17 protein-coding genes are annotated in these 20472 nt (G+C 73.6%); 7 read left to right on the forward strand and 10 right to left on the reverse strand.

Features of this window, described 5'->3' with window-relative positions; all coding sequences use genetic code 11:
* Window positions 1–9: 9 nt before the first annotated feature.
* Entirely contained in the window at window positions 10–759 is a 750-nt protein-coding gene (locus OG989_RS28180; RefSeq protein WP_151453225.1) for a sugar isomerase domain-containing protein, read from the reverse strand.
* The gene (locus tag OG989_RS28185) at window positions 756–1718 is read right to left on the reverse strand and encodes a MurR/RpiR family transcriptional regulator (RefSeq protein ID WP_327028992.1); all 963 of its coding nucleotides are present in this window, start codon (window positions 1716–1718) and stop codon (window positions 756–758) included. The genes OG989_RS28180 and OG989_RS28185 overlap by 4 nt, the downstream gene beginning before the upstream one ends.
* Window positions 1719–1908: 190 nt before the next feature.
* Here OG989_RS28185 and OG989_RS28190 point away from each other — a divergent pair, with 190 nt between their 5' ends.
* Window positions 1909–2895 carry an N-acetylglucosamine kinase gene (locus tag OG989_RS28190; protein ID WP_327028993.1) on the forward strand — a complete coding sequence of 329 codons (987 nt, stop codon included), beginning with the start codon at window positions 1909–1911 and terminating at the stop codon, window positions 2893–2895.
* Between the two features lie 326 nt (window positions 2896–3221).
* Here OG989_RS28190 and OG989_RS28195 read toward each other — a convergent pair whose 3' ends face one another.
* From OG989_RS28195 to ngcE, 3 genes are all read right to left on the reverse strand, one after another.
* Window positions 3222–4127, reverse strand: coding sequence for a carbohydrate ABC transporter permease (locus OG989_RS28195; protein ID WP_425857501.1), 906 nt, complete (start codon window positions 4125–4127; stop codon window positions 3222–3224).
* The gene (locus OG989_RS28200) at window positions 4124–5032 is read right to left on the reverse strand and encodes a carbohydrate ABC transporter permease (RefSeq protein ID WP_101411517.1); all 909 of its coding nucleotides are present in this window, start codon (window positions 5030–5032) and stop codon (window positions 4124–4126) included. The genes OG989_RS28195 and OG989_RS28200 overlap by 4 nt, the downstream gene beginning before the upstream one ends.
* Before the next feature lie 71 nt (window positions 5033–5103).
* Window positions 5104–6522 (reverse strand): N-acetylglucosamine/diacetylchitobiose ABC transporter substrate-binding protein, encoded by a 1419-nt coding sequence (gene ngcE, locus OG989_RS28205; RefSeq protein ID WP_132238802.1) that lies wholly within the window; start codon window positions 6520–6522, stop codon window positions 5104–5106.
* A gap of 195 nt (window positions 6523–6717) precedes the next feature.
* On the opposite strand from ngcE, the gene OG989_RS28210 reads away from it, so the two are divergent.
* Window positions 6718–8169, forward strand: a complete 1452-nt coding sequence (locus OG989_RS28210; RefSeq protein WP_327028994.1) for an acyltransferase family protein — start codon at window positions 6718–6720, stop codon at window positions 8167–8169.
* Here OG989_RS28210 and OG989_RS28215 read toward each other — a convergent pair.
* Both OG989_RS28215 and OG989_RS28220 read right to left on the reverse strand, forming a co-directional pair.
* A complete protein-coding gene (locus OG989_RS28215) occupies window positions 8141–9631 on the reverse strand; it encodes a CoA-acylating methylmalonate-semialdehyde dehydrogenase (RefSeq protein ID WP_327031250.1) in 1491 nt (496 codons plus the stop codon). The genes OG989_RS28210 and OG989_RS28215 overlap by 29 nt on opposite strands.
* Window positions 9632–9648: 17 nt before the next feature.
* Window positions 9649–10956, reverse strand: a complete 1308-nt coding sequence (locus OG989_RS28220) for an aspartate aminotransferase family protein (RefSeq protein ID WP_327028995.1) — start codon at window positions 10954–10956, stop codon at window positions 9649–9651.
* A 196-nt stretch (window positions 10957–11152) separates the two neighbouring features.
* Here OG989_RS28220 and OG989_RS28225 point away from each other — a divergent pair, with 196 nt between their 5' ends.
* Window positions 11153–12148 carry a hypothetical protein gene (locus tag OG989_RS28225; protein ID WP_327028996.1) on the forward strand — a complete coding sequence of 332 codons (996 nt, stop codon included), beginning with the start codon at window positions 11153–11155 and terminating at the stop codon, window positions 12146–12148.
* Window positions 12149–12210: 62 nt separating this feature from the next.
* On the opposite strand, the gene OG989_RS28230 is transcribed toward OG989_RS28225, so the two are convergent.
* Window positions 12211–12906 (reverse strand): Tat pathway signal sequence domain protein, encoded by a 696-nt coding sequence (locus OG989_RS28230; protein WP_151453243.1) that lies wholly within the window; start codon window positions 12904–12906, stop codon window positions 12211–12213.
* 379 nt (window positions 12907–13285) lie between these two features.
* Between OG989_RS28230 and OG989_RS28235 the strand changes: the two genes are divergently transcribed.
* The 3 genes from OG989_RS28235 to OG989_RS28245 all read left to right on the forward strand — a co-directional run bounded on the left by OG989_RS28235 (window position 13286) and on the right by OG989_RS28245 (window position 15436).
* On the forward strand, window positions 13286–14053 hold the full coding sequence (locus OG989_RS28235; protein WP_327028997.1) for a TetR/AcrR family transcriptional regulator: 768 nt from the start codon (window positions 13286–13288) through the stop codon (window positions 14051–14053).
* A 212-nt stretch (window positions 14054–14265) separates the two neighbouring features.
* The gene (locus OG989_RS28240; RefSeq protein WP_151457472.1) at window positions 14266–14895 is read left to right on the forward strand and encodes a DUF6230 family protein; all 630 of its coding nucleotides are present in this window, start codon (window positions 14266–14268) and stop codon (window positions 14893–14895) included.
* 1 nt (window position 14896) lies between these two features.
* The gene (locus OG989_RS28245) at window positions 14897–15436 is read left to right on the forward strand and encodes a DUF6114 domain-containing protein (protein ID WP_327028998.1); all 540 of its coding nucleotides are present in this window, start codon (window positions 14897–14899) and stop codon (window positions 15434–15436) included.
* A gap of 1 nt (window position 15437) precedes the next feature.
* Here OG989_RS28245 and murD read toward each other — a convergent pair whose 3' ends face one another.
* Window positions 15438–16784 carry a UDP-N-acetylmuramoyl-L-alanine--D-glutamate ligase gene (gene murD / locus OG989_RS28250; RefSeq protein ID WP_327028999.1) on the reverse strand — a complete coding sequence of 449 codons (1347 nt, stop codon included), beginning with the start codon at window positions 16782–16784 and terminating at the stop codon, window positions 15438–15440.
* A 91-nt stretch (window positions 16785–16875) separates the two neighbouring features.
* Between murD and OG989_RS28255 the strand changes: the two genes are divergently transcribed.
* Complete coding sequence (locus OG989_RS28255) at window positions 16876–18225, forward strand: hypothetical protein (protein ID WP_327029000.1); 1350 nt, start codon at window positions 16876–16878, stop codon at window positions 18223–18225.
* 161 nt (window positions 18226–18386) lie between these two features.
* On the opposite strand, the gene OG989_RS28260 is transcribed toward OG989_RS28255, so the two are convergent.
* Window positions 18387–20312: a PucR family transcriptional regulator gene (locus tag OG989_RS28260; RefSeq protein ID WP_442930331.1), complete on the reverse strand. Its 1926-nt coding sequence runs from the start codon at window positions 20310–20312 to the stop codon at window positions 18387–18389.
* Between the last annotated feature and the right edge of the window lie 160 nt (window positions 20313–20472).

A 20472-nucleotide genomic window follows, 5' to 3' on the forward strand; every position in this document is an offset into this window, starting at 1 on the left:
ATGTTCGGGTCAGGCGGTCCGCCGGAGGCGCCCGGCGTACCTCGACTCGAGGGCGTGGTTGTGCTCGTCCCCGCCGGGGACGTTGGCGGAGAGGTAGATAGGGGGTACCTCCCCGGCCTGGTGGAACCGTCGTACGACCTCGGCGGTCAGCAGCTGCGCCAGCAGCGCCGCGGTGACCGAGGAGACCGCACAGACCGCGCCGCCGCCCTCGAGCGGCAGCAGTGCGTCGCCGTACGGCGCGCCGTTGTCCAGCACGACGTCGGCGAGGTCGGCGAGGCGCCGGCCGGACGGGTGCCGCGGGGCGACCCGTGCGGTGTGCGCGACCGAGGTGACCGCGATCAGCGGGTGGCCGCGTCCGGTGACCAGCGTCGCCAGCTCGACCACCGAGCCGTTGATGCCGGACTGCGACGCCACCACGAACACGTCCCGCGGCTGCGGGGCCGCCAGCGCGTAGAGCTGGTGGGCGATGGCGGGGTCGCGCTCCAGCTTCGGGTCGGCGAGCACGTCCCGCGGCGCGTCGCCGTGCAGCACCAGGTCGTGCAGGGAGAGCCGGTTGGTGGGCACCAGGCCGCCGGCCCGGGCGACCAGCTCCGCGGCGAACGCCTCGGAGTGGCCGGCGCCGAACGCCTGGAGCACCCCGCCGGAGCGCAGGCTGGTGGCGATCAGGTCGGCGGCGGCGCCGATCGCGTCGGCGCTGGCGTCGACGAGCCGGTCGAGCACCGGGCGGACGGCGTCGGCGTATCCCTGGGCGCTGATCATGCGGTGGCCCCCTTCGCGGCCTTGTGCCCGTCGACGGCCTGGGCGGTACGCCGGAAGGCCGCGTGGGCGCGGTCGTGGGTGCGCTGGGCGACGGCGATGTAGAGCAGGTCGAGCACGACCAGCTGCGGGTGCCGGGCGGAGAGCGCGTCGGGGCGGAAGGTGGTGGCCTGGCTCGCGGTGAGCAGCACGATGTCGGCCAGCTCGGCCAGCGGCGAGCGCGGGAACCCGGTCAGCGCCACGGTGGTCGCGCCCCGGCTGCCCGCCTCGGCGAGCATCTCGATGGTCTCCCGGGTCTGGCCGGTGTGCGAGATGCCGAGTGCCACGTCGCCCTGGCGCAGCAGGGCCGCGCTGGCGAGGCCCTCGTGCACGTCGTTCCAGGCCCAGGCCGCCACCCCGATGCGGTGCAGGCTGAACTGCATCTCCTCGCCGACCAGGGCGCTGCCGCTGGCCCCGAAGATGTTCACCCTCGACGCCCCGGCGATGGCGACGGCGGCCCGTTCCACCTCGGCGAGGTCGAGCAGCGCGGCGGTGTCGTGCATGGCGCGGGTGTCGGCGGCCATGATCTGGTCGAGCACCCGGGAGAGGGGGTCGCTGGGCTGGATCTCGCGGCCGATGTCGACGGTCCAGCCCGCCGAGCGGGCCCGGCCGGTCTCCGCGGCGATGCCGAGTCGCAGGTCGGCGTAGCCGTCGAAGCCCATCGCCCGGCAGAACCGGGTGATCGTCGCCGGGGAGGTGCCGCTTCGCTCGGCCAACTCCACGATCGTCGCCCGGGCGGCGGCCTCCGGGTCGCTGAGCACGTGCTCGGCGACGCGGCGCAGTGCCCCCGTCAGCTCGCCCGCGCCGGCCCGGACCCGCGCCAGCACGCCGTCGGAGCCGACCCCGAGCGCACCCCGCCGGTCGACCGCGCCGGCGTCGACCACCGCGGTCCCCGCGGAGGTGTCCACCTCGTGATCAACCATGGGGCACCTTTCGGAAAAGAGTGTTAACTGTTAGTGGTAAAAGTTCTTACTAAAGGCCCCTCCGTGTCAAGGCTGCGGGCGAAGTTTTCAAACTGTTACCTGGCGCACGGCTCCCGAGCCTGTCCGCCCCTTGCCCACCGCCGCCGGGCCGACCAGCATGAACGCGGCGTCGATCGAGAGGTGGGTGCGGATGTCCGACAGCGTCGTGGTCGGCCTCGACGTCGGGGGTACGTCCACCCGGGCGACCGCCCTGACCCTCGACGGGCGGCGGCTGGGCAGTGGCCGGGCGGGCGGCGGAAACCCCACCAGCCACGGTGCCGAACGGGCTGCGGGCGAACTCCTGGCCGCCCTGCGGGAGGCGCTCGCCGGCGTCGATCCCGCCCGGGTGCGTGGCGGCACGATCGGGCTGGCCGGGGCGGGCCGGTTGCTCGCCGATCCGGCGGGCCGCGACGCCTTCGACCGGGCCTGGCGCGACGCCGGCCTACGCTGCCCGTACGCGGTGCACGGCGACGCGCTGGTCGCGTACGCCTCGGGCACCGCCAGCCCGGACGGCACGGTGCTGATCGCCGGCACCGGGGCGATCGCCGCCGGGGTCCGGGAGCTGCGGCTGGACCGGGTCGCCGACGGTCACGGCTGGCTGCTCGGCGACGCGGGTTCGGGCTTCTGGCTGGGCCGGGAGGCGGTCCGCCGGCTGCTGGCCGACCTCGACCGGGGGCACGCACCCGGCCGGCTGGCGACCGGGGTGCTCACCGAACTGCTCGGCTCCGCCGAGGTGGCGGCCCGCCCCCGGGACACCGTCGACGCCCTGGTCCAGACGGTGACCCGGCGACCCCCCGTGGAACTGGCCCGGCTCGCGCCCCTCGTGGTCGCCGCCGCCGTCGACGACGAGCCGGTCGCTTGTGGGCTCCTCGACGAGGCCGCCGCGCACCTGGCGGAGAGCGCGGCGCGGATCCGCCCGGCCGGCGACGCCGCCCCGATCGTGCTCGGCGGCGGCCTGCTGACCGGCGACACCCCGCTCGCCTCGGCGGTCCGGGCCGAGGTCGCCCGGCGGTGGCCGGACGCGCCGCTGCACAGCGCCGGCGACGGCGCCGCCGCCGCGGCCTGGCTCGCCGCCCTGGACCTGCCCGAGGTGACGGATCCGCAGGCCCTGCACGCCCTGCTGGTCCCGCCGGTCTGACGCTGCGCGGGGCGGGCGAGTGGCCGCCCACGGCGCTCGTGTCGCCGCCCCCGCCGTCGGCCCGCGCTCCCGCCGCAGCGGCGAGGGGTGCCTCACACGGCGCTTTGGAGCTGAATCGTCTACGTCATCACGCGGTCGGCACCGGCGCCGCGTGACATCCCCCCGCGCTCATCGCAGCGGACCGGACGACGCGCCACCGCGCCACCGTCGCGCGAATCGTCTACGACATCAGCTCGACAGCGCGCGGACCGCAACCGGCCGGGCCGTTTCCGCACGCGCCGCGTCGCGCTGCGGAGCTGATCAAAACCGGTCCAGTCCGAATGGGCTCACTTGAGCTGGCCGGCGGTCAGGCCGGACTGGACCTGGCGCTGGAAGAGGATGTAGACCAGCAGTACCGGGACCACCGCGATGGTGAGGCCGGCGAAGAGCTGCGCGTAGTCGCCGGCGTAGCCCTGGTTGACCGAGAGCGCGGCGAGCCCCTGGGCGAGCACCCACTTGGACTCGTCGCCCTGCATGAGCACCTGGGGCAGCAGGAACTGGTTCCAGTGGCTGAGGAAGTTGAAGATCGCGACGCTGATCAGTCCCGGACGCGCCATCGGCAGCATCACCTGGAAGAAGAGCCGGAAGTGACCGCAGCCGTCGACCAGTGCCGCCTCCGCGACGGCCGTGGGCAGGGTACGGAAGAAGGCGGTCAGGAAGAACACCGTGAACGGCAGCGAGTACGCGGCGTAGACCAGGATCAGCCCGGTCCAGGTGCCGAACAGGCCGGCGTTGCGCACCACGAAGAACAGCGGCACCAGGGCGAGGAAGACCGGGAACATCAGCCCACCGACGAACAGGTAGTAGACGACCTGCTTGCCCCGGAACTCGTAGCGCGCGAAGACGTACGCGGCGGTGGCGCCCATCAGCATGGTCAGGGTGACCGAGCCCGCGACCACCACCAGGCTGTTCAGGAAGTACTGGCCGATGTGCGCCCCGCTCCACGCGCGCGACCAGTTGTCGAAGCGCAACGCGCCGGGCAGCGACCACGGGTCGGCCAGGATCTCCGCGTTGCTCTTGAACGAGCTGATGAACATCCAGAGCAGCGGCAGTACGGTCAGCGCACCCCAGAACAGCAGGAAGCCGTGCGACAGCACGTTGGCGACACCGAGTTCGCGGCGTACCGGGCGGTCGGCGGGGCCGGGAGGCTCGTCGGGCAGCGCCACGGACGCGGGCTTGTCCAGAGTCGTCACGAGTACTCGATCCTGTCTCGCTTGCTGGCCCGCAGCGCCAGCACCGCCACCGTGAGGGTCAGGAAGAACATCACCACGCCGATCGCCGAGGCGTAGCCGAACTTGGTCTCGCTGCCGAACGCCGTGTCGTACATGCGTACGCCGATGACGTCGGTGGAGAAGTTGGGACCGCCGTTGGTCATCAACTGCACCAGGATGAACCCGTCCAGGGCGAAGATGGCCAGGTAGACCCAGGCGACCTGGACGGTGTCCCAGAGCAGCGGGATGGTCACCTTCCACAGCGTGGTCAGCCGGGAGGCGCCGTCGAGCATGACCGCCTCGTAGATCTCCTTGGGGATGGCCGACATGGCTGCGCCGAAGAGCACCACGTAGAAGCCGACGTTGCTCCAGATCATCACGGCGAGCACGCACCAGAAGGCGGTCCGCGGATCCCCCAGCCAGGTGGGCGCGCCCAGACCGACGCTGTTCAGGGCGCTGGTGAGCAGACCCTTGTTCGGGTGGTAGACCTCTTTCCACAGCAGCGCGATGATCACGACGGAGAGCACCTGGGGGAAGAAGTAGACCGTGCGGTAGAACGACGAGCCGCGCACCCCGCTGACCCCCGCCCGGCCCTTGCGCCCGCCCATGTTGAGCATGGCGGCGAAGAAGAGGCCGAGCACGATCGTCAGCACCGGAACCAGCGCCAGCAGGATCGCGTTGTTCTTCAACGCGTTCCAGACGTAGTCGTCGTTCCAGAGCGTCTTGAAGTTCGCCAGCCCGACCGAGTTGGCGTCGGCCGAGTAGCCGAGCCAGTCGGTGGTGGAGATCTGGAACGCCTGCAGGTACGGCGACACGACGAAGATGACGTAGAGCAGCACCGGCGGCACCAGGAAGGTGACGATCAGCGGGTACTTGCCATGTCTCACGATGAGGTCCTACCTCTTCAGCGGCGGCCCGGTGGGACGGGGCGGTCCGCCCCGCCCCACCGGCCGGGGTGTCAGGCGGCCCGCTTGTACTTCTTGATCGAGCTGTCCTGGGCGATCGAGTCCGCGCCCTTCTGGCACTGGTCGAGGAACTCCGCCGGGCCGATCCGCCCGCTGAAGAACTCGCCGCACGCGGCGTCGATGAGGTTGCGCTCCAGCTTGCGGTAGTAGTTGTTGTAGACCCAGTTGAAGCCGTTGCTGCCGGAGGCCTCCAGCGCCTTGACGACCGTGTTCAGCCCGAACGGCAGCTCGACGCCCTCGCTGGCACCGGCCACCACGGTCAGGCTGGAGACCTTCTTGGTGAAGTCCTGCGCGCCCTTCTTGGAGAGCATGACCCGGAAGAACTCCAGGCCGCCGGCGACGTTCTTGGCCTTCGCCGGGACCATGAACGGCTCCCCGGCGGTGCCCCGGACGGCCTCGAACGGCAGCTTGTCGCCGCTGCCCAGGCTCGGGGTCGGCTGGATGGTCATGTTGAACCCGGCCGGCGTGACGTCCTTCTGCTCGCTCTCCAGCCAGGAACCGCAGGAGATGAAGGCCGCCTTGCCCTGGCACCACGCGGTCTGCGACTGCTTGTGGTCGAGGCCGGGCGAACCCTCGAGGATGAACTTGTCCTTGACGATCTGGTGCCAGGCGTCGGCTGCGGTCTTCATCGCGTCGGACTTCCAGGCGTTGGGCTCCAGGTTGTCGATCGCCGTGGCGACCGAGGGGCCGCCGAACTTGATGGCGGTCGAGATGACCGGCCAGCTCATGTAGCGCGGGTGCGCGCCCGCGTACGTCCAGGGGGCGATCCCCGCGGCCTTGATCTGCTTGCACAGCGCGATGTGCTCGTCCCAGGTCTTGGCGTACTCCCACTTGCGCTCGGTGAAGAGCTTGGTGGAGTGCCAGATGCCGTAGACGGTGTAGGTGTAGTTCATGACCAGGAACTTGCCGTCGTACGAGCCGACCTCGACGGCGCCCGGGAGCAGGGTGTCCTTGACCGTCTTGCCCGGGATGTCGAGGCTCGGGGCGGCCAGCAGCTCGCCCAGGTCGGCGATGGCGTTCTGCGACACCAGGCCGTTGAAGTCGATCTGGTTGGCGCCGGAGTTGTTGACCACGTCCGGCGGGGTGTTGTCGACGAAGCGCGGCTGGAGGGTCTTCGCGATCTCCTGCGTCGCCGAGTGGTTGATCTTCGCCTTCGGGTACTTCTCGGTGTACATGGCCTCGTGGGCCTTCGCGTACTCCTCGCCGAAGCCGCCGTTGAAGATCACCACCTCGAGGGGCGCGTCCTCCTTGACACCGAGCGGGTTCTGCTCGCTCTTGGTGCCCTTGTAGGTGCCGGCGTCGCCCTTGTCGTCGTCACCGCCGCCCGTGGCGCAGCCGGTCAGCAGGCCGGCGGCGGGGGTGGCCAGGAGGCCGGCGGCGGCGGTGCGCCGCAGGATGTCACGCCTGTTCATGGTCTCTCCTCGGATCGGTCCGGGCGGTCGCCGGATGGGGGATGGTGACCGCCGCACGAGGCGCAGGGGGAATTTGTCTTCAGTTCGCAATATGTTGCTGAAGAATTTCTACGGCAGGAGGGCGCGGACTTCAACCCCCGGGGACCGAACCGTTATCAGCAGCGGCCAGTCCACGCCTGACGTACCCTCGGGGCCATGCGCCGCCTGCGGCAACTCGCCGCGCGCACCCCCGCTGGTCGGCAACGTTACGTCGACCTGCTCCGGGCGCTCGCGATCGGCATGGTCGTTCTCGGCCACTGGGCGGTCGCCACGATCGGCGAGGACGCCGCCGGCCGGCCGACGGGGCGCTCGGCGCTGCCCGACCTGCCGTGGGCGTACCCGCTCACCTGGGTCGCCCAGGTCATGCCGATCTTCTTCCTGGTCGGCGGGTACGCCAACGCCGCCTCGCTGGCCGCCCGCCGGGCCGCCGGCGTCGACGCCACCGCGTGGCTGCTGGACCGGGGCGCCCGGCTGCTGCGCCCGACGACCGCGCTGCTGCTGGTGATCGCCGGCGGCGCCGCGCTCGCGTCGCTCGGCGGCGCCGGGGCGACGCTGGTGCGTACCGTCGCCTGGTTCGCCACGATCCCGCTCTGGTTCCTCGCCGCCTACCTGATCGTGGTGCCGCTGACCCCGGCGATGCTCGCCCTGCACCGGCGCTTCGGCCTGCTCGTGCCGGCGGCGCTGGCCGCGTTGGTCGTCGCCGGCGACGTGGGGCGGGCGCTGGGCCCGGCGGAGCTGGCGCTGCCGAACTACGTCCTCGGCTGGCTGGCCGTGCACCAGCTCGGCATCGCCTGGCGCGACGCCGACGCCGGGCGTCACGACGCCCACCCGGACGGGACGGGCGGGCACCCGCCACGCCCCGCGGCCGCGCGCGACCGGGCGGGGCCACGTCGGCTGCCGCTGTCGCGGCGCGCGGGCGCGGCGGCGCTGCTGGGCGGCCTGGCCGCAACGGTGCTACTGACCACCGTCGGACCGTACCCGGTGAGCATGCTCAACGTCCCGGGCGAGCGGCTGGACAACGCCGCCCCGCCCAGCCTGGCCCTGCTGACGCTGACCGCTGCCCAGTTCGGGCTGATCCTGCTGCTGCGCGACCCGGCGGAGCGCTGGCTGCGCCGCCCCCGCCCGTGGCAGGCGGTGATCGCGGTGAACGCCGTCGTGCTCACCGTCTTCCTCTGGCACCTCACCGCCGCGATCCTGCTGGTCGGCGCGCTGGACGCGGCCGGGAGGCTGCCGACCCCACCCGCGGGGTCGGCGGCCTGGCTGGCCTGGCGGGTGCCGTGGGTGCTGATGCTGACCGTGGTGCTGGCCGCCCTGGTCGCCGTCTTCGGCCCCGTCGAGGCCCGCACCGGCCGCGCCGGGCAGGGTCGGCCGGCCGGCGGCGGGGCCGCGTCGGGCCGCGCGCCGGCCGGCGGCGGGTGGCGGGCCACCGTGCGCAGCGCGCTCACCGCCGCCGGTTTCGCCGCCGTGGTGTACGCCCTGGTGGTCAACGCCCAGACGCCGAGGGCGGCGCCCGAGCCGCTGGGGCTGCCGGCGGCGGCGCTGGTGACGTACCTGGCCGGGGCCGGCACCCTGCGCCTGCTCAGGTCTGGGTGGGGAAGCCGAGGTTGACCCCGCCGTGCCGGGGGTCCAGCCAGCGGCTGGTGACCACCTTGCCCCGGGTGAAGAAGCGCACCCCGTCCTCGCCGTGCGCGTGCAGGTCGCCGAAGAGCGAGGCCTTCCAGCCGCCGAAGGAGTAGTACGCCATCGGCACCGGGATCGGCACGTTGACGCCGACCATGCCGACCTCCACCTCGTGCTGGTAGCGCCGGGCCGCGCCGCCGTCGTTGGTGAAGATCGCCGTGCCGTTGCCGTACAGGTTGGCGTTGACCAGCTCCACCGCCTCGTCGTACGAGCCGACCCGCAGCACGCCGAGCACCGGGCCGAAGATCTCGTCGGTGTAGATCGACATGTCCGGCGTGACGTGGTCGAACAGCGTCGGGCCCAGCCAGAACCCGTTCGGGTCCCCGTCCGGCTCGACGTCGCGGCCGTCCACCACCGGCACCGCGCCGGCGGCCACCCCCGCCTCGACGTACGCGCGCACCCGGGCGGCGTGCGCGGCGGTGACCAGCGGGCCCATGTCGCAGCCGCGCCGGCCGTCGCCGGTGCGCAGCCGGCCCATCCGCTCGGCGACCCGGGCGACCAGGGCGTCGGCGACCGGCTCCACCGCGACCAGTGCCGAGATCGCCATGCACCGCTCCCCCGCCGAGCCGAACCCCGCGTTGACCGCCGCGTCGGCGGCCAGGTCCAGGTCGGCGTCGGGGAGCACCACCATGTGGTTCTTCGCCCCGCCCAGCGCCTGCACCCGCTTGCCGGCGGCGGTGCCGCGCTGGTGGACGTGCCGGGCGACCGGGGTGGAGCCGACGAACGACACCGCCTTCACGCCCGGGTGGTCCAGCAGCGCGTCCACGGCCTCGGCGTCGCCGTTGACCACGTTCAGCACCCCGTCGGGCAGGCCGGCCTCGGCGAACCACTCCGCCAGCAGCAGCGCCGCGCTCGGGTCCTTCTCGCTCGGCTTGAGCACCACCGCGTTGCCGCAGGCCACCGCGATCGGCAGGAACCACAGCGGCACCATCGCCGGGAAGTTGAACGGGGAGATCACCGCGACGACGCCGAGCGGCTGCCGCAGGCTGTACGAGTCGACCTCGGTGGAGACGTTCTCGCTGAACCCGCCGCGCAGCGCGGAGGGGATGCCGCAGGCGTACTCGATGATCTCCAGGCCGCGCTGCACCTCGCCGGCGGCGTCGGCGAGCACCTTGCCGTGCTCGGCGGTGATCACCCCGGCGAGCCGGTCCCGCCGCGCGTGCACCAGCTCCCGGAAGGCGAACAGCACGGCCGTCCGCCTCGCCAGCGACGCGTCCCGCCAGAGCCGGGCCGCGCGCCCGGCAGCCTCCACCGCGACCGCGACGTCCGCCGCCGAGGCCAGCTCCACCCGGGCGGTACGCCGACCGGTCGCCGGGTCGAAGACGTCCCCGTGCCGCCCGGACGAGCCGCTGAACGGCTTGCCGTCGACGAAGTGGCCGATGACGTCCACGCCGTGCTCCGCCGCGCTCACGCCGCCACCTCCGCCGCCACGCAGGAGCGGATGGCGTCGACCAGGATGGCCAGGCCCTCGCGGGCCTCGTCCTCGGTCAGCGTCAGTGGCGGGCCCATCCGCAGCACGTTGCCGTACAGGCCGCCCTTGCCGGTCAGCAGCCCGCCGGCCCGGCACGCCTCGAAGACCCGACCGGTCAGCGCCGGATCCGGCTCGGCGGTGCCCGGCCGGACGAACTCGACGCCGAGCATCAGCCCCTTGCCGCGTACCTCCGCGACGCCGTCGAGACCGCCCACGGCGGCGCGCAGGCCGTCGGCGAGGATCGCGCCGGTGCGGGCCGCGTTGGCTTGGAGGTCGTGGTCGAGCAGGTAGTCGAGCACCGCGTTGCCGGCCGCCGTCGAGACCGGGTTGCCGCCGAAGGTGGAGAAGCTGATGCCCGGCACCGACTCCAGCACGTCCGCGCGGCCGACCACGCCGGCCAGGGCGAAGCCGTTGCCGATGCCCTTGGCGAAGGTGAGCAGGTCCGGGGTCACGCCGTGCGCCTGGTAGCCCCAGAAGTGCTCCCCGGTACGCCCCCAGCCGGTCTGCACCTCGTCGCAGACGAACAGGATGCCGTGGGAGTCGAGAACCTTCTTCCAGGCCGCGAAGAGCCCGTCCGGCGGGTGCACGAAGCCGCCCACGCCCTGGATCGGCTCGGCGATCAGGCAGGCCACGTCGCCGGCGGTCTGGGTGGCGAGCACCTCGTGCAGGTCCTCCACGGCCGCCTCGAGACGCTCGGCCTCGCCCAGCCGGGCCAGCAGGCCGCGCAGCCGCTCGCCGGAGTGCAGCCAGGCCACCTGGAGCGGGTTGAGCGCGCTGGCCGACCAGCCCCGGTTACCGGTCACGCCCATCGCCGCGTACGACCGGCCGTGGTAGCTGTTGCGCACGGCGAGGATCTGGTGCGAGCGGCGGTGGTTGGTGGCGACCAGCAGCGCCGCCTCGTTCGCCTCGGTGCCCGAGTTGGTGAAGAAGACCCGCGCGTCGGGGATGCCGGAGAGGCGGGCGACCTTCTCGGCCAGTTCGACCTGCTGCCGGATCAGGTAGAGGGTGGAGCTGTGCACGATGCCGGTGCGCAGCTGCCGCTCGACGGCCTCCCGGATCTCCGGGACGTCGTAGCCGATCATGTTGGTCAGCACGCCGCCGAAGAAGTCGAGGTAGGTGCGGCCCCGGGCGTCGGTGACCCGACGGCCGGAGCCGGAGACCAGCTCGATCGGCTCGTCGTAGTAGAGCGGCATCCAGGACGGGAGCACGGCCCGGTGCCGGGCCAGCAGGTCGTCGGTGGTCATCGTCGCACCCTCTCAGCGGCGTTCGCGGTAACCGCACGCTGCCACCAGCCGGCGGCGGGGACAAGGGGCGGTGGGTGGCGCGGCACCGCGGCCGCCCCACACCGTCGCCCGGCCCGGTCGTTCGTCGCCGGCCCGGTCGTCGCCGCCGGCCCGGTCGTTCGTCGCCCGGGCACCCGGCCGCCGGTACGATCCGGCGGTGCGGACCGGTGAGGAAGCGCCGCGTGGGGCGCCGGCGCTGCCGACCGGCGCGGCGGGCACGAGCGTCGAGACGATCGCGGCCGGCGTACGGGCCTGGGTGGGCTCCGGACCGCTGCGCGACCTCGTCGGGCACTTCGGCGGCACGTGGCCGGACGGGGACGTGGCGGGAGTGCTGGCCGGCCTCGACGACTTCTCCGCCCGGCACTGGGACTTCCGGGGTGGCCGGGAGCGGCCGGACGCCCGGGAACCGGCCGTCGACGCGGCCACCGCGCGGCTGGTGCTCGCCACCGCCGCCGCGCTCGGCATGGTGCGTCCGGCGGCGCCGGCCCGCTCGCGGTACGCCCACCTGGTCGTGCTCGGCGGGTTGGCGCACGCCTGCCAGCGCCGGGTCGCGTACGCGGCGCACCTGCTGCGCGGCGGCACCCGGGTCGGCGGCGAGGTGGCGGTGCTGGGCAGCTTCCGCCCGCTGTCGGACGCGGAGTGCCGGGCCCTGGAGGTGGCCGGCGTCCCGCCCTGCGACACCGAGGTGGCGGCGCTGGACGCGGCGGTGCGGCGGGAGTTCGCGGTGACCGTCCCGGCCGAGGAGGACGGCCACGACGCCGACCACCCCCACCGCTCCTGGTCGTCGCGCACGTACCGGCCCGAGGGCGGCCCGCCGGTGCGCGTACTGGCCGCCCCGTCCGGCGATCCCGCGCGGCGCCGCGCGCACACCGCAGACACCCAGCGGTTCTGGGCCGAGCACGTCCGCCTGCGCGCGGGCGACGCGGTGCTGATGGTGACCGCGCCGATCTACGTGCCGTTCCAGCACTGCGACGCGCTGCGCACCCTCGCCGTGCCGTACGGCTGCGCGATCGAGACCGTCGGCGTCGACCCGGCCCTGCCCGACCTGGCCGGGCTGCCCGAACCGGCGCTCACCCCGGGTCGCTACCTCCAGGAGATCCGCTCGGCCATCCGGTCCGTGCGGGCCCTGCACACGGCGCTGGGCGACGGCTGACCGGCGCACGACCGGGGGCCGACGCACGACGGATCCCCGCGCGCCGGCCCCGTGGACCGCGATCAGTTGACGTAGACGGGGGCGTTGCCCTTGCTGGAGTCCTGCACGGGCGAGTACGCCGCGGAGAAGTACGCCGTGCCGAAGCAGAGGCTGGGGCCGGAGAACTTCGTCAGCGTCTGGTTGGTGAAGGTGATCGAGTTGTTGGCGTTGGTCGCCGTGCCGGTCAGGCTGTTGGTGCTGGTCCGGTAGACGCAGGTGATCGCGCCGAGCAGCGAGTTCAGCACGACGGTGCTCTGGATCGGCGCCGTCGCCGTGCCGCTGATCTTGACCACGCCGGCGCTAGTGACCGAGGTGGCGTACGGCAGGTTCTGCACGGTCACGCTCTGCACCCCGGTGGTGCCGATGACGTTGGTGGTGCAGTTGGTGAAGGACTGGGCGGTCAGGCTCTCGGTGGCGGTGCCCGGGGCCGCCGGGTTGCTCAGCACCTTGGCGCTGAAGGTGGACGCGGCGCACTTCACGCCGGTGGTGCCCGAGGCGGAGGAGTAGAAGGTGGCGTTGGTGCCGGTCCTGAGGCTGGCCCGGATCACGTCGTTGACGGCGACGGCGGTGCCGCCCGGCGTCGGGTAGGTCAGCACGTTGTTGGCGAACGGTGCCGGGGTGGCGGAGCGCGGAGCGGCGGCCGAGCCCGGGGCGGCGGCGAGGCCGGTCAGCAGCGCGAGGGCGGTGAGACCCACGCCGATTCGTCCGTACCTGAGCATGGTTCTTCCTTTCCGGGGCGGGGGAGGGTCGACTCGCGTGGGCGGGGGGTGCCCGCGCGGCGACCGGGGCTGTCGCGTCATGGACGGCGGTGGGGGTTGCCGGGCGGCCGTCGGGGCCGGACGGCGGTGGCGGTGGTGGTGCGGCGACGTCAGCGGGCAGGCCGGCGTGGCACGCCGCGGCGCAGCGGCGTCACCTGCGTCTTTCCGGCCTTGGGAGGGCGCTCCTGTTCCGCGATAATGGCAGCCATCGAGCCCTCCTTCGATGAGTCAACGGGTGACCATCCGGAAGATCACCCATGGTGACGGGATCCCAACTGAGCGTGCAGCAAGTTATAAACCCCGGAGGGTCGTAAAGTCAATGAATGGAGAGGCAGGCACGTTGACCACGCAGCGCCGCCCGCATCCGGCACCCCTGCCGGGCGCACGCCCCGGTCGCGACCCCGATCGCGCGATCAAGCGTGGCCCGCGCCGGCTCTCCGCCGAGGCGGTGGCCGCCACCCAGCGCGACCGCCTCTTCGACGGGCTCGTGCGGGAGGTGGCGACGAAGGGCTACGACAACGCCCGGGTCACCGACATCTGCCACGCCGCCGGGGTGACCCGACCGGCCTTCTACGCCCTCTTCAGCGGCAAGGAGGACGCCTTCCTCGCCGCGTACCGGCACGGCGTCGCCGTGCTGTCGCAGCTCATGGAGAGCGCTTACCGGGAGGCCGGGCCGACGTGGTCGGACGCCGCCCGCGCCGCCCTGCGCACCCTGCTGGAGGTGCTGGCGAGCGTGCCCGCCTTCGCCCGGATGGCGCTCGTCGAGGTGGACGCGGCCGGCCCGGACGCCCGCCGGGAGCGCGACGCCCTGCTCGGCAGCTTCCGCCGGTTCTTCGCCGACGCCGGCCCCGGCCCGACGGTGGACGTGGACCGGGACGCGCTGGTCTCCACCGTGGTCGGCGGGATCCACGCCACAGTGCGCAGCCGGGTGGCCCAGGGCCGGGCGACGGAGCTGCCCCAGCTGCTGCCGGTGCTCACCTACGCGGCCACCGCGCCCTTCCTCGGCACCGACGACGCGGCCCGGGCGACGCGGCTGGCTCGCCCGGCCGACGGCCCGGGCACGACCGCGCCGTGCGCGCCGGCCGGCGAGGCGGCCACCCTGTCCTGACGGCGCCCCCGGCCTCCCGGCCGGGCAGCCGACGCCGCGCGGTCGGAAACCGCAGCGGTTTTTCACTTTGGCCGCATTTGGCAGATACCGCCTCAACCAGCTCCCACCGGCCGTTGACCCGGCATTTACTCGGCGGTAACTTCAGCCTGCGCAGAACCTTGAGTCGATTTCCCATTGTCGCCGATCAATTGATCTTCGAAAGGGAGCCCGCCATGTCGGAGCAGATCGCACCGATCGAACCCGATCCGCCGCGCAGCGGCGTGCGCTGGCGCCGGTTCGCCGCCACGCTGGGCACCGTCGTGGCGGGTGCCGCCGGCATGGTCGTGCTGACCGCCCAGGGCGTACTGGGCGCGCAGTTCGCCATCTCCGGCATGCCGTTCACCGTCACCGCCGACAAGCTCACCGGCACGGGATTCGAGCAGTTCGCCACCATCGACCAGATGATTCCGGACAGCCCCAACCAGGGCGACACCGGCGGACAGGTCCTGGTGATGGTGTCGGCGATCGACAAGGCCGAGCTGACGAACCTCTGCCAGAGCATCAACCTGGGCGGCGTCTACCTGAAGATCACCGCCGGCGGCGCCGGCACACCGGTCACCGCCCGCACCCTGGTCGTCGACGGCGACGAGGTCGCCGGCAACGCCTCCTTCAAGAACATCAACGTCGGGCAGGACGCCAGCACCCTCGACCAGGTCCCCGGGGTCAAAGGCAACCCCGGCGTCTTCGCCCAGCAGTCGGACACGGTGATCATCACCAACCTGCGGCAGAACAACTACGCCACCACGGCGGCCGTCTTCAACCTGCCCGACCTGCGCATGGCGTTCACCTCCGACGGATGCTGACGTGACCGCCGCGGGACACCACCCGGTGCCAGCCGCCCGCCGACCCGGCGGGCGCTGGCGCCGCTGGCGGCGGGGCCGCCCGTTCACCGCCGGGGTGCTGATCGCGCTCGGCGGCACGGAGATGCTCGTGACCCTGCGCGCGCCGCTCGGGGTGCTGCTGCACGTCGGGCCGCAGGGGCTGGCCGCGTACCTGGTGCCGGCCGTCCTGGTGCTCTGCGGGGTGCTGCTGGTCGCCACTCCGCAGCAGCGGGTCTTCTACGCCGTGCTCTCGCTGCTGCTCGGGCTGGTCTCCTGGCTGACCTCGAACCTGGGCGGCTTCCTGGTCGGGATGCTCCTGGCCCTCGTCGGCGGGGCACTCGCCTTCGCCTGGACGCCCGACAAGCGGCGCCAACCGGCCGGCGCCACCGGGGCGCCCGCAGCACCGGCCCCGCAGACCGGAACACCGCCCCCGCAGACCGGGGACCCGGACGACGACGCGGGCGACGACGAGCTGCTGCCGGGCCTGGGCACGACGCACCCGACGCCCGCCGACCGGGGCTGAGTCAGCCGGCGGTGTCGCGTACCGCCTGGGCGAAGACCTCGGAGCGGTGCTCGAAGTTGCGGAACCGCCCGTAGCTCGGCGCCGCCGGGGAGAGCAGCACCACCCCGTCGGCCGGGGTCACCTCGCGGGCCAGCCGGACGGCGTCGACCAGGTCGTCGACCACCTCGGTACGCACCTTCGGCAGGCCGGCGAGCGCCTCGACGATCCGGGCGCCGCTGTCGGGGATGCCGAGCACGGTGAGCTCGCGCTCCGCGAGGTGCTCGCGCAGCGGCGCGTAGTCCAGGCCCCGGTCGGTGCCGCCGACGATCACCGTCAACGGCCGCCCCTCGTACGCGTCGATCGCGTGCATGGCCGCGTACGGGCTGGTGGCGAGGGTGTCGTCGACGAAGGTCAGGCCGGACGGGTCGGCGATCTCGGTGAGGCGGTGGGCCAGCCCCTGGAACTCGGCGACCGCCACGGCCAGCGTGTCCCGGCGTTCCACCACGTCGACGCCGAGCGCGTCGAGCACGGCGAGCGCCACACAGAGGTTGCCCTCGTTGTGCCGGCCGACCAGGGGTAGCACCGCGCGCGGGAACAGCGGCCGGTCGCCGAGGTGGAACCAGGGCGTACCGTCCGCGCCGCCGGCCACGTGGGCGGTGTCCGGCAGGCCGGCGCGCACCGCCGCGCGGTCGCCCAGTTCGAGGGCGAGCCTCGGGTCGGCGCCGTTGACCACCACGGTCCGTGGCCCGTGCGCCAGCAGGTTGAGCTTGTCCCGGTAGTACTCGGCCTCGCCGCCGTGCGCGTCGAGGTGCTCGGGGAAGAGCGCGGTGACGACCGCGACCCGGGGCGAGTCGGTCAGGTCGCTGCACTGGTAGCTGGACAGCTCGAGCACGTACAGCTCCGCCTCGGGCAGGTCCAGCGTCGGCACGCCGATGTTGCCGCCGAAGACGTTCGGCCGGTCGACGGCGGCGAGCAGGTGGCTGATCAGGCTGGAGGTGGTGCTCTTGCCCTTGCTGCCGGTGACGCCGATCGTGCGGGCGGCGTGGTCGGCCATCCACAGGGCGGTGCCCTGGGTGACGGTCACCCCGCGTCGGCGCAGCTCCACCAGCCACGGGTGGGTCTGCGGCACGCCGGGCGAGCGGACCACCACGTCGGCGGCGGCCAGCCGGGCGAAGCCCTCCTCGCCGGTGACCAGCGGCGCGGCCTCGGCCAGCGGCCCCTCCCAGGGCAGGCTGAGGAAGTTGGCGCTGTCGTCGACGGCGACCAGGTCGGCCGGGCCGTGCGCGGCGATCGCGGTCACCGCGGCCCGGCCCTCCCGGCCGGCCCCCCAGACGGCGACGGTACGTCCGCGCAGGTCAGACAGGCGCACGGGCTCTCCTCAGGGGGTGTTGTCGGGCGTGGCAGGGGCGGGGTCCGGCGCAGCCGGACACGGCCGGACGAACCAGGGCCTAGTATGGCGTGTGCCCAACGAGCAGCTCCGGCGGATGGACGCCTTCACCTTCCCGTCCTACTCGATCGACCTCTCCACCGGGGAGGTGTTGTTCGACTACGCCCTCACCGGCCCCGACGGCGAGCAGCGGTTCACCGAGGTGGTCACCCTTCCCCTGCCGGACGCGCCGCCCTCGGACGAGACCGTGGCGACCCTGGGCCGGGTGCTGGAACTGCTGCACGTGGTCGCCGGCGTCAGCTACTACAAGGCCGCCGCGCCGCCCCGCCTGGTGCTGCCGGCGCCGCTGGGCCCGGCCGCCGCCGAGCTGGTCACCGCCGTCTACACCAAGGGCCTCGCGGAGTACGCGTACCGCAACCAGCTGCCGCACGTGCTCGAGCTGCGCCCGGAGGTGCCGGCCGGCACGGTCACCCCGGCCCGGGAGTACGACGACTCCGACCGGCGTCCGCTCTCGGCGGTCGGCGGCGGCAAGGACTCCATCGTCAGCCTGGAGGCCCTGCGCCGGGCGGGCTTCGACCCGGTGCCCTTCTCGGTCAACCCGAACCACGTGATCGTCGCGGTGAACGAGGCGTCCGGGCTGGGCCCGCTCGCCGCCCGGCGGCGCATCGACCCGGTGCTGTTCGAGCTGAACGCCGCCGGGGCGCTCAACGGCCACATTCCGGTCACCGCGATCAACTCGCTGATCGCCGTCGCCACGGCGGTGCTGCACGGCCTGGGCCCGGTGGTGATGTCCAACGAGCGCTCGGCGTCGGACCCGAACCTGGTCTGGAACGGCCACGAGATCAACCACCAGTGGTCCAAGGGTGTGGAGGCGGAGGGGCTGCTCCGGGCCGCGCTGGCCTCGCACGCCGGGCTCACCGAGCCCTACTTCTCGCTGCTTCGCTCGCTGTCGGAGCTGCACATCGCCCGGTCGTTCGCCGAGATCGACCGCTACGACGACGTGGTGACGAGCTGCAACGCCGCGTTCAAGCTGCGCGACGCCAGCGAGCGCTGGTGCCGGGACTGCCCGAAGTGCCGGTTCGTCTTCCTGGCCATGGCGCCGTTCATGCCCCGCGAGCGGGTCGCCCGCATCTTCGGCGGCGACCTGCTCGCCGACGAGTCGCAGATCCCCGGCTACCGGGAGCTGCTGGGCGTGGACGGGCACAAGCCGTTCGAGTGCGTCGGCGAGGTGGAGGAGTCGGTGGTGGCCCTGAGCCTGCTGGCCGAGCAGGACCAGTGGCGCGACGCCCCGGTCGTCCGCGCCCTGGTCGACGCGGTCCCGGCCACGGCCTGGTCGACGGCGGCCACCTCGGACGTCTTCACCCCGGGCGGCCCGAACCACATCCCCCCGCCCTACGCCAAGGCCCTCACCGCCCTCACCTGACCCCCTCCCTCTCCCCTCCCCCTCCCTCTCCCCACCCCCGCCCTCTCCCCACCCCCGCCCTCTCCCCGTTGATCATGAAGTTGTTGCGCTTCGCCTCGGCGTGTCGCGGCAACAACTTCATGATCAACGGGGTGACCAGGGGTCAGCGGGGCGACGCGGGGTCAGCGGGGTGATGCGGGGTGGGTGCGGATGGCGTCCAGGGCCAGCAGGGCCACGTGCAGGGAGAGGCAGGCCTCGACGGAGTCGAGGTCCACGTCCAGGACGCGGCGGATCCGGGCCAGGCGCTCGTAGAAGGCCGGTCGGGACAGGTGTGCCGCCCCGGCCGCCGCCGACTTGTTGCGGCCCTGCTCCAGGTACGCCCGCAGGGTGCCCAGCAACTGTTCCCGCGGGTGCTGCGCGTCGTGGGTCAGCAGTGCGCCCAGTTCCCGCTCGACGAAGGTCTGCAACCGGGGCTCGTCGCGCAGCAGGTGCAGCAGCCCCGCCAGCCCGACGTGCGGCAGCCGGAAGACCGGCAGGTCCCGCCGGTCCCGCCGGGCAGCGTCGGCGATCTGCCGGGCCTCGACCAGCGACCGGCGCGCCTCCCGCAGGCTGGGCACGCCAGAACCGGCCGCGACGAGCAGTCCGCCGCCTGCCGGCCGGGCCACGCCGTTCGTCCGCCCGTGGGACCGGGCCGGTCCGTCACCACGGACGGGGCCGCCCGGGCGGGCCTGGCCGTCGGGACGAGCCGAGCCGCCCGGGCGAGGATGACCCTCCGGGCGAACGAGCGAGTCCGGGCGGGCATGGCCGTCCGAGCGGGCGGGGGCGTCCGGGCGGGTGCGGTGCAGCGCGGTGGCGAACGCGGCCAGCGACCGCTCCTCGGCCGCCGGCTCCGGCAGGGCGAGCAGCACGCCGACGGCATGGTCGTCGATGGCGCTGGAAAGCCCGGTCAGCTTCGCCTCGTGCAACGCCTGCCCGACCGCCTCGGCGAGATCACGCAGCCGAGCAGGACCGGCCTCCGGACCGCCCGGCTGCCCCTGGTCCGGGGCCGGGCCGCCCTCCCCCGCCGGGTCGTCGGCCCGGTGCCGGACCACCACCCCGACCAGGTGCCGGCGCTCCAGCAGCACGCCGAGCGCCCGGGCCCGCAGGGCGACCTCGTCCACCGGCAGCGAGTGGTCGAGCAGGGCGGTGAGCAGCGTACGGTGGATCTGCCGTTCCAGGCCTTCGGCGTCGCGCCGGATGAGCCGGCCCAGGGCCAGCGTCGAGGCGGCCCGCTCGACGAGGATGGTCAGCCGGGTGGGCGGGACCACGGGCGGCGCGGCGACGCCGACGGGCGCACCGCCCTCCTCGGCGGGGTCGAACACGCGCCGGCCCGCCGCCAGGTCGCCCCCGCCGGGCCAGCGCAGCAGCAGCCGCCCCCAGTCCTGCCCCCGGGCGCCCACCGTGGTCACCAGCCACCCGTTGTCGCCGTCGTACGCGGTGCGCCCCGCCGGCCGGATCCGCCGCGAGTGCTGCTCCCAGCAGTCCAGCAGCAGCTCGGCGCTCTCCCCCGCCGGGTCGTACGCGAGCACCTGCCGGGAGAGGTTCTCCAGCACCACCGGGCAGCCGGAGAGGTCGGCGGCCTGCCGCACCACCTCGCTGGGGCCGGCGCCCTCCACCGACAGCTCCGTGAAGCGCTGGTGGATCTCCTCCGTCGCCCGCAGCTCGGTCAGCTGGGCGTCGACGATCAGCGCGTGCACGGCCTCGGTGATCCGGACGAACGGGGTGGCCCGCCGCAGCTCGACCAGGGGCAGGCCGCGCCGCTCGGCGGCGGCGGCCATCACCCGGGGCACCCCGCTGACGTACCGGCGGCCCAGCTCGACGACCAGGCCGGAGACGCCCACGTCGGCCAGGTCGCCGATGAAGGCGCGCAGCCCGGCGTCGTCGGCGGGCAGCCCGATCCCGGTGGTGAGCACCAGCTCGCCGCCGCCGAGCAGCGGGGCGATGTCGGGCACCTCGGTCACGTGCACCCAGCGCACCGGGCGGTCGAGACCGGCGTCCCCGGCGACCAGGCGCGGAGCGCCGTGGCGGACCGGGTCCAGCGCGAGGACCTCACGGACGGTAGGGAACACGGGCGACACGCTACCGTCCGTGACATAGATTCCGCACGGGCAGCCGCCCCGTCCCGGGTTCGTGCCGCCAAGTGCGTACAACCGGCGCGACAACCGCTGCCGAGACCCGGTCGGAAGTTGGGCGTTATCGCGGAAGCCGAACAGCCTACCTGGGCCGCCG

Origin of the sequence: Micromonospora sp. NBC_01740 (assembly GCF_035920365.1) — a bacterium.
GTDB classification, from domain to species: Bacteria; Actinomycetota; Actinomycetes; order Mycobacteriales; family Micromonosporaceae; genus Micromonospora; species Micromonospora reichwaldensis.